Here is a 463-nt window from a genome sequence, read left to right on the forward strand (position 1 = left end):
GTTCAGCCCGGCGAGCGTCCAGCCCTTGCCGAAGGCCGCGAACGTCGGGTCCGTGGCCTCGTTGATCAGCGTCGCCGTCCCGGTCAGCGAGGTGGTCGAGCCGCCGACCTCCGTCACCGCCAGGGTGTACGCGTACCGATTCGTCGTCAGCGACGCGGCGTTCGCCTGCTGGCCGATCTGGAGGATGTCGCCGGGTCGGAACGCGCTGGTGTCATAGTAGTACGTCGATCCGACCGTGCCGTTGAACGTCAGCCTCGCGGAGACCTGCGCCCGCGCCGCCGACAGGGCGAAATTTCCGTCGATGATGGGCGTGGCGTTGGCCCCCGTCGAGCTGTAGACGAACGTGAGCCCCGGGACGTTGGGGTTCGACGCCGGGAGCCCGATCGCCGCCCCCGCCGCGCCCGTGATCGGCGAGACCGAGACGTTCCCCGCCGCGATTGACGGACTCGATGCGCTGATCGCA

The 463-nt window shown here is 69.5% G+C and carries 1 protein-coding gene; it reads right to left on the reverse strand.

The window, feature by feature from the left end:
• Positions 1–463: hypothetical protein (locus G6O54_RS37070; RefSeq protein ID WP_165236200.1), on the reverse strand; the 463-nt coding region annotated here is incomplete at both ends.

Source organism: Aquisphaera insulae (assembly GCF_011064615.1).
Taxonomy (GTDB): domain Bacteria; phylum Planctomycetota; class Planctomycetia; order Isosphaerales; family Isosphaeraceae; genus Aquisphaera; species Aquisphaera insulae.